This window comes from Nostoc flagelliforme FACHB-838 (genome assembly GCF_014698065.1).
Classification (GTDB): domain Bacteria; phylum Cyanobacteriota; class Cyanobacteriia; order Cyanobacteriales; family Nostocaceae; genus Nostoc; species Nostoc flagelliforme_B.
Genome location: NZ_JACJSI010000302.1, coordinates 1 through 7,178 on the forward strand (window position 1 = coordinate 1; position 7,178 = coordinate 7,178).

General features: G+C 41.3%; 7 protein-coding genes. 1 reads left to right on the forward strand and 6 read right to left on the reverse strand.

All coding sequences use genetic code 11. The features are described from left to right. Positions 1-318: 318 nt before the first annotated feature. Entirely contained in the window at positions 319-1,269 is a 951-nt protein-coding gene (locus H6G97_RS41605; RefSeq protein WP_190946426.1) for an RNA polymerase sigma factor, RpoD/SigA family, read from the forward strand. 179 nt (positions 1,270-1,448) lie between these two features. On the opposite strand, the gene H6G97_RS41610 is transcribed toward H6G97_RS41605, so the two are convergent. The 6 genes from H6G97_RS41610 to H6G97_RS41635 all read right to left on the reverse strand — a co-directional run. Continuing rightward, positions 1,449-2,315, reverse strand: coding sequence for a DUF2382 domain-containing protein (locus H6G97_RS41610; protein WP_190946427.1), 867 nt, complete (start codon positions 2,313-2,315; stop codon positions 1,449-1,451). 507 nt (positions 2,316-2,822) lie between these two features. After that, positions 2,823-3,911 carry a phosphate ABC transporter substrate-binding protein PstS gene (pstS, locus tag H6G97_RS41615; protein ID WP_190946428.1) on the reverse strand — a complete coding sequence of 363 codons (1,089 nt, stop codon included), beginning with the start codon at positions 3,909-3,911 and terminating at the stop codon, positions 2,823-2,825. A 132-nt stretch (positions 3,912-4,043) separates the two neighbouring features. After that, positions 4,044-4,898: a phosphate ABC transporter ATP-binding protein PstB gene (pstB, locus tag H6G97_RS41620; protein ID WP_338421955.1), complete on the reverse strand. Its 855-nt coding sequence runs from the start codon at positions 4,896-4,898 to the stop codon at positions 4,044-4,046. A 59-nt stretch (positions 4,899-4,957) separates the two neighbouring features. Further along, the gene (gene pstA / locus H6G97_RS41625) at positions 4,958-5,851 is read right to left on the reverse strand and encodes a phosphate ABC transporter permease PstA (RefSeq protein WP_190946432.1); all 894 of its coding nucleotides are present in this window, start codon (positions 5,849-5,851) and stop codon (positions 4,958-4,960) included. A gap of 86 nt (positions 5,852-5,937) precedes the next feature. Beyond that, positions 5,938-6,864 (reverse strand): phosphate ABC transporter permease subunit PstC, encoded by a 927-nt coding sequence (gene pstC / locus H6G97_RS41630; RefSeq protein WP_242055938.1) that lies wholly within the window; start codon positions 6,862-6,864, stop codon positions 5,938-5,940. A gap of 39 nt (positions 6,865-6,903) precedes the next feature. Further along, positions 6,904-7,178, reverse strand: a 275-nt coding sequence (locus tag H6G97_RS41635) for an S-layer homology domain-containing protein (protein WP_190946431.1), incomplete at its 5' end; no start/stop codon positions are given.

Sequence of the window (7,178 nt, forward strand, 5' to 3'; positions counted from 1 at the left end):
TTTTAAGCCTTGTTCAAATGTGAAGCGGATTTGAACAAATCCTCTCTTCAAGAGAGGACTTCACTCTAAATTGAGCGTAGCGTCTCTTTGATTTAACTCAGTTAAACTTCTTAGCCATTTTAAAGCTTATTTATAAAATAAACTAGATTTTAGTATTTACCTGTTTGAAGATTTCAATTATTATATTTATGAACTTGTTTCCAAAAGATAAACATTGATTTAAGTCTATGGTTAATATTTAATTGACTAGCTAATTCTTGAAATAAAAGATTATATCCAAACGAAAAATAAACGTATTCATCGCAATTAACTGAAAATATGTCCAGCCCAACTACCGACTTAGTTCGCTCCTACCTCAAAGAAATCGGACGCTACCCTCTGCTAACTCCTGAGCAAGAAATTACAAATGCTAGGCTTGTGCAGCAGATGATGGCGATTGAAGAACAGCGCTCAAGCCTCGCACTTCAACTCAACCGAGAACCAACTGCAAGAGAATTAGCCGCCTCGCTTGGGCAAAGCGATACTGAAGTACAATCAATCATTCAACAAGGTCAAAAAGCTAAACATAGAATGGTGACAGCTAACCTAAGATTGGTGGTAGCGATCGCCAAAAAATACCAGAACCACAATTTAGATTTTCTCGATTTGCTCCAAGAAGGGGCACTGGGTTTGCAAAAGGGAATCGAAAAGTTTGATCCCAACCGAGGCTATAAACTATCAACCTACGTTTACTGGTGGATTAAGCAGTCAATAACACGCGCGATCGGAGAAAAGTCTCGCGCTATCCGTCTGCCAATCCATATCAATGAGAAATTAAACAAAATCAGGAGAGTACAGCAGCAACTGTCTCAATCTTTAGGTCGTCCTCCAGTTGTAGCAGAAATTGCCAAATCCTTAAATATATTACCCAATCAAATACGGGAATATCTTCAGGTTTCCCGCACTCCAGTCTCGCTAGAAATGCGAGTTGGGGATGACCGTGAAACTGAACTAGCTGATATTTTACCAATGGATGGTATTTCCCTAGATGAGCAAATAGCTCAAGAGCTTTTACATCAAGACTTGAACAATTTGCTGATGTTGCTTAATCCAAGGCAACTAGAAGTATTGACTCTACGTTTTGGATTGGAAGATAATCAGGAATTGACTTTGAGTCAAGTTGCAAAACGCCTAAATCTTAGTCGAGAGACAATTCGTAAAACTGAACATCTTGCTCTTTCTATTTTGCGCTCTCATCAAAACAAGATTAAAGACTATCTTCTTAATTAAGATTAACTAAGGCTTGTTAGACAATTTCATTTATATAAGTCGAACTCGCTACTCCAAAGGCTGGAAACAAGTTGCCACTGCTGTTAAAGATGCCTCCAATTGGCGCTGTCTGGTTGCGGTACCCGCACTTAACTTCTATAAATGCGGGAATGTTTCATTGGTAGTTATCTCAAAGCCATTTAGCTTTTTCTCTCATGCAACCGCTCATCATTCGTATTAATGTCTAATTCCTCACGACGAACAGTACCTTCGGCTTCAACTATATCCTGTTCAAGTACTTTCTTAATTTTCACTTCCTCACGCAAAACGGCTTCCTTCTGAATATCAGGGGTTTCTTCATAAAGATCCATCCGAGTAACTTCTCCTTCACGGAAGTTAGCCTCAGCAGGCGATACAGTTCTATCGGCTTGGTTAGGAGTAGTACGTTCAATGATTACGCGTTCTTTTTCAACTGGCACAGCAATTCTTGCCGTCTGAGTTTCAATGTGTTTGCCAACAGATACTTCTCCTGTCTTAACACGAGATTTATTTGCAACTAAACGTTCTTCGTATAGTTTCAAATTTTGATGATCCTGCTGATTCATATCGTAAAGGTTTGGTTCATGTTCATACGTATATGTATTGCGATCGCTAGAGAGTGGTGGAGCATCTACAGGTGTTGAAGTACTTAAAGGTGCTTGTCTTACTGGAGTACGATAAACTCCACGTACCTGTTCCTCATAATCGTAATCAATCTGTTCCAAATCATTAAAATCAGGTAAGCTTTCTACTTGCTCCTTCGTCAGCCCAATAGCATATACGCGCCGAGTGGTATAGCCGATTCGAGAACGCCCAATTGGTAACAATACTTGTCTACCAAAGAACCAAAAACCTGTGTCAACAACTAAATAGCGCACGCGACCCGAATCATCCACTAAAATGTGTTTGATACTGCCAATTTTATCGTCATCTATGTCTGAATAGACATCAAAATCCTTAAGATCGTAGTTATCAAAATCTGCATCGCCATAATTAGCAGCAAACTCTTCCAGTTTGTATAAAGCCATATTCTTTTTCCTCCAACATTTATATTTACAATTTTAAAACTAGAATTTTTTACTACTTCTTTCTCAAGAAAGATATTAATATCTAAAAAATCATTACTCTGAAATAAATGGGTTTAAAAAATCGGGTTAATCAAGCCAAAATTAAACCTCTGTATAAGATTATAGAGGCAAATAGCACTAATAAGAAAAGCTAAAATCCTTGTTAAGGCAGGGTATAGTCAGAAATTAAGAGAAATAGAATGGAGTACGAACATTAATAAACTTCTTGATCACTACAAACCACACCCTACACCCCATACCCAAAAGCCCTATAAATAATAGGTTTGCCGTTATCTTAGTGCCATTCATTATAGAGGTTTATAACTAAGTCGTTAGACTTGAAATCAACAAAAGTCTTCGAGGAATTCGTACTTATTGAGCATTTTGTTTGTTGACAGGAATGGGCGAAAAAGCAAATTGATATAAGTTGGGGGATATTTCACTAGCAATTATCTCAAAGCCATTTATTTAGGACGAGATGCTTCCGGTAATCTGCTGTACCGTAGGTTCTATTTTATCTACAACCGTTTTTGGCAGGGGTACATATCCTAACTCTTCGCTGAATTTTTGACACTCATTCAGTGCATATTCAACAACATTTTGCATAGTTTGAGCTTTTTGTTGGTCTTGGTACTGGTCGTAAACTAGAAGCCAGGTGTAGGTTACGATCGGATAAGATTGTTCCCCCTTTGGATCTCTAGCAAAAGAAACTAAGTTTTCTGGTAATTCTATTGAAGCCAACGCATTAGCAGTTGTCTCGGATGAAGCAACAACATAATTGCCTGAATTATTTTCTATGGCAGCATAAGGAATCTTATTCTGCTTGGCGTAGCCGTATTCTATATAGCCGATTGCACCTTGGGTTTGTTGAATCTGGGCAGTAACTCCCTCATTACCTTTAGAACCAACACCCATAGGCCAGTTTACAGCTGTACCTGCACCAACTTTACTTTTCCATTGCGGGCTAATTTCGCTTAAGTGTTGAGTAAAAACGGCTGTAGTACCGCTACCATCAGAACGACGCACGATAGTAATCGGTAAATCGGGTAAATTCACACCGGGATTTGCTTGAGCAATTTGTGGGTTATTCCAATTATTGATTTCTCCTAGAAAGATTGCCGGGTAGATTTCTCGTGGCAATCTAATAGGCTTTTCTACACCAGGTAAGTTGTATGCAAGTACAATAGCTCCCGCAGTTAAGGGAATTGTCAGTGCCCCGCGCTCAATTTTTTGTCTTTCTTCTTTAGTAATCGCCACGTCGCTAGCACCAAAATCCACTGTTCCTTGTGTAAACTGCTGTACGCCAGCACCGCTACCTACGGATTGATAGCTAACCCTTATATTAGGATTTTGCTGATTGTACTCATTAAAACAGCGCTGGTAAAACGGAGCAGGAAAAGTTGCTCCAGCCCCAACGAGGGAGACATTACCACCACCCGCGTTAGCATTTGGTGAAGAATTGTCAGCAGTTGGTGGTTGGCAGGCAGTAGTACCCAAGAAGATGGCAACTAAGGGTAGAGAAAAAGCTCGTCGCATCGAAAAAAGTTGAGTCAGCATAAGATGTATTTCGGGTTTTCCAGTAACGTCAATGTAGCTTTCCAAAAACCTATTAGAAGTTTAGAAATGGCTGTCTCTGATTAGAAGATGAAATTAACTATTAGTATTCTCTGCTCATCACTCGCTTGCCCCTTAACCAAAGCGACCGCTTACATACTGTTTGGTAGATTCTTCCTGAGGACTTTCAAAAATAGCTTCTGTTTTGTCGTACTCAACTAAGTAACCAAATCGCTTACCGTTTTTCCCTGCCTTTGCATTGAAAAAAGCAGTGAAATCTGATATTCGCGTGGCTTGTTGCATATTATGAGTCACAATCACAATAGTGTAGTCGTGCTTCAGTTGGTGAATTAATTCTTCCACGCTCTCGGTAGATATCGGATCGAGAGAGGAAGCAGGTTCATCCATTAAGACAACTTCTGGTTTAAGTGCGATCGCCCGCGCAATACATAAACGCTGTTGTTGTCCGCCAGAGAGCGATAAACCACTGGTTTTTAGTTTATCTTTGACTTCATTCCACAATGCTGCTCGCTGGAGCGATCGCTCCACTAATTCATCCATATCGCCTTTGAAGCCATTAATTCTAGCTCCATAGGCAATGTTTTCATAAATCGATTTCGGAAAAGGATTTGGCTTTTGGAATACCATACCAATCCGTCGCCGCACCGCCACAGGATCGATTTTGGAGCCATAAAGGTCTTTCCCACGGTAAATCACTTTACCTTCTACCCGACAGCCATCAATTAGGTCATTGAGCCGATTAAAACAGCGAATTAGCGTACTTTTACCGCAACCAGAAGGGCCAATCAAGGCGGTGACGCTGTTTTTCAGGATATCCATTGAAACTTCTTGCAGTGCCAAAGTTTCGCCATAGTAGACGCTCAGTTTTTTTGCCTGTAAAACCGTTTCACTCAAATCTGCGTGCTTTGGCTTGGTGGGAGGATTGTTGTTTTGGTGATTTTCATTCTGATTTCTAGAACGCATAACGATTGAGGAGGTTGGAAGGATAATTAAAAGGTTTTGAATTAGCTAGTTTTTTCGCCAGTGGTTTAATATGTGGTTTTACTGGCTACCCAACGAGAGAGAATACTAGTTAGCAAAATCATCAGCACCAGAATGAGCGAAGCTGCCCAGGCAAGTTCCTGCTGATTTTCATAAGGTAAACCAGCGAAGTTGTAGATCAAGACCGATAGAGTGGGAACTGGCTCCCATATACCGCGAGGCCAGAATTGGGTAAACAAAGCTGTAAAAATCAGAGGTGCAGTTTCTCCTGCGGCACGGGCGATCGCTAAAGTCACTCCTGTTGCGATCGCTCCCATAGCAGCAGGCAGTACTATCTGCAATACAGTCTGGAAGTTGGAAGACCCTACACCTACTGATGCCCACCGCACCTGTTGCGGCACTAGTTGTAAAGATTCATCACTCGTTCGTACCACAATAGGCAACATGAGAATGGCAAGGGCAAATCCTCCCGCAACCGCAGAGTAAGTACCTGTCGTAGCAACAATTACGCCGTAGGCAAAGATGCCAACAATGATCGAAGGAACACTGCTCAAGACATTGGTGGCAAAACGAACCCACCTAGCTATCCTACCAGAGCTAAATTCTGACAAATAGACTGCTGCGAGAATGCCAAAGGGAATGCTAATGGCAGCAGCAATTCCCACTACAATTAGCGTTCCCACAATCGCCGGGGCAATACCTCCTCCTTGTTGCAGCGCTGCTGGTATCGACCCAGTAAATAGTTCGAGATCGAGTCGATTGGCTCCCCTGATAATGACATAGCCAACTACTAAAAATAAGGGCAGCAAGGCAATACCTAGCAGTAAAAATGCTAATATCGTCAGCGCCAAATCAATTGCTGTTCTGGGAGTAGAGTAAGATCGCTCCATTTTAGGAGTAGGAAATTCATCATAATCCCCATTCTGGTTACTAGCTGTCATAGCAGAATCTTCCCCTTTATTAGCGATCGTTTGCTTTTCATTCAAAGTTAATCGCCAATTACAAATGGCTAATTACCAATTACTAATTAGTATTTTTTCACTCTTTGAATAATCCAATACGCTCCGATGTTAACTATAAGTGTGATCGCAAATAGTACTAACCCGGCATAGAACAAAGAAGCTCTTTGCAAACCACCTGCTTCTGCAAATTGATTGGCTAACAAAGAGGCAATTGTATTTGCTGGCGCTAAAATTGAAAACTTTAGATCGTTACTATTACCAATCACCAAAGTGACAGCAATTGTCTCTCCCAGCGCTCGTCCTAATGCCAACATCGTGCCACCAATAATGCCAGAAAATGCTGCTGGTATGAGTACGCTGAAAATTGCTTGCCAGCGCGTAGCTCCAATACCATAAGCTCCCCAGCGCAACTCACTAGGCAGAGCGGCAAGAGAATCGCGAGCGATCATTGCAAAGATGGGCAAAATCATAATCGCTAAGATGATGCCAGCCGGGAACATACCTGGGCCAATATATCGTGTGGAAAACAACGGTATATAACCAAAGTTATCGTGGAGCCATCCACCGATAGGTTGCAGAAACGGAATCAAGACAAAAATGCCCCACAATCCATAGACGACGCTAGGAATGGCTGCTAGCAGTTCTACCAGAAAAGTGAGCGGAGTCCGAATGGATAACAGCAAAAAATTTTCGCTCAGGACGATCGCACATGCCACACCAATCGGGAAAGCTATAAGCAGCGCAATCAGAGAACTCACGACTGTGCCATAAGCCATAGGAAGCACGCCATAAACGCCCTTTACAGGGTCCCAAGCAGAAGTTATCAGAAATTCTAATCCAAGCTGTTGAATAGCAGGTATTGAATTCCAAGCAACTTGCCCTGCTATCCATAGCAGAATTCCCGCCACACCTATTGCTAGTATCCGCGTTCCCCAAAGAAAGCTTTGGTCGATCGTCTTTTCAGTTACAGACCGCGCTTCTTGCGCTGTCATTTGAGAATCACTGCTTGTGGAAGTCATCAACTACCTTTATTATTGAGCATTTTGTTTATTGACAGGAGTACGAACAATATACTGATTGGAAGGTAAATTAATAGCAATTGGTTCTATCTTTCCTTGGTAAACTAAAGTTTGATAAACTAAAGCTGTAATCTCTCCTTTAGTCGCAGGTTTACTTGGATTAAGAACTTTAATATTTGGATAGTTGACCACTATATTTGCTTTAGTTGCGGCTGCTACATCTCCAACTGCATATTGCGGAATATTATTGGCATCTGCGTAAGTGTTAGTAATAATAAATGACGCAG

Bases quoted from the DNA above. Each gene is read 5' to 3' on its own strand.
- H6G97_RS41605 (WP_190946426.1), top strand. From the start codon at position 319: ATGTCCAGCCCAACTACCGACTTAGTTCGCTCCTACCTCAAAGAAATC.
- H6G97_RS41610 (WP_190946427.1), bottom strand. From the start codon at position 2,315: ATGGCTTTATACAAACTGGAAGAGTTTGCTGCTAATTATGGCGATGCA.
- pstS (WP_190946428.1), bottom strand. From the start codon at position 3,911: ATGCTGACTCAACTTTTTTCGATGCGACGAGCTTTTTCTCTACCCTTA.
- pstA (WP_190946432.1), bottom strand. From the start codon at position 5,851: ATGACAGCTAGTAACCAGAATGGGGATTATGATGAATTTCCTACTCCT.
- pstC (WP_242055938.1), bottom strand. From the start codon at position 6,864: ATGACAGCGCAAGAAGCGCGGTCTGTAACTGAAAAGACGATCGACCAA.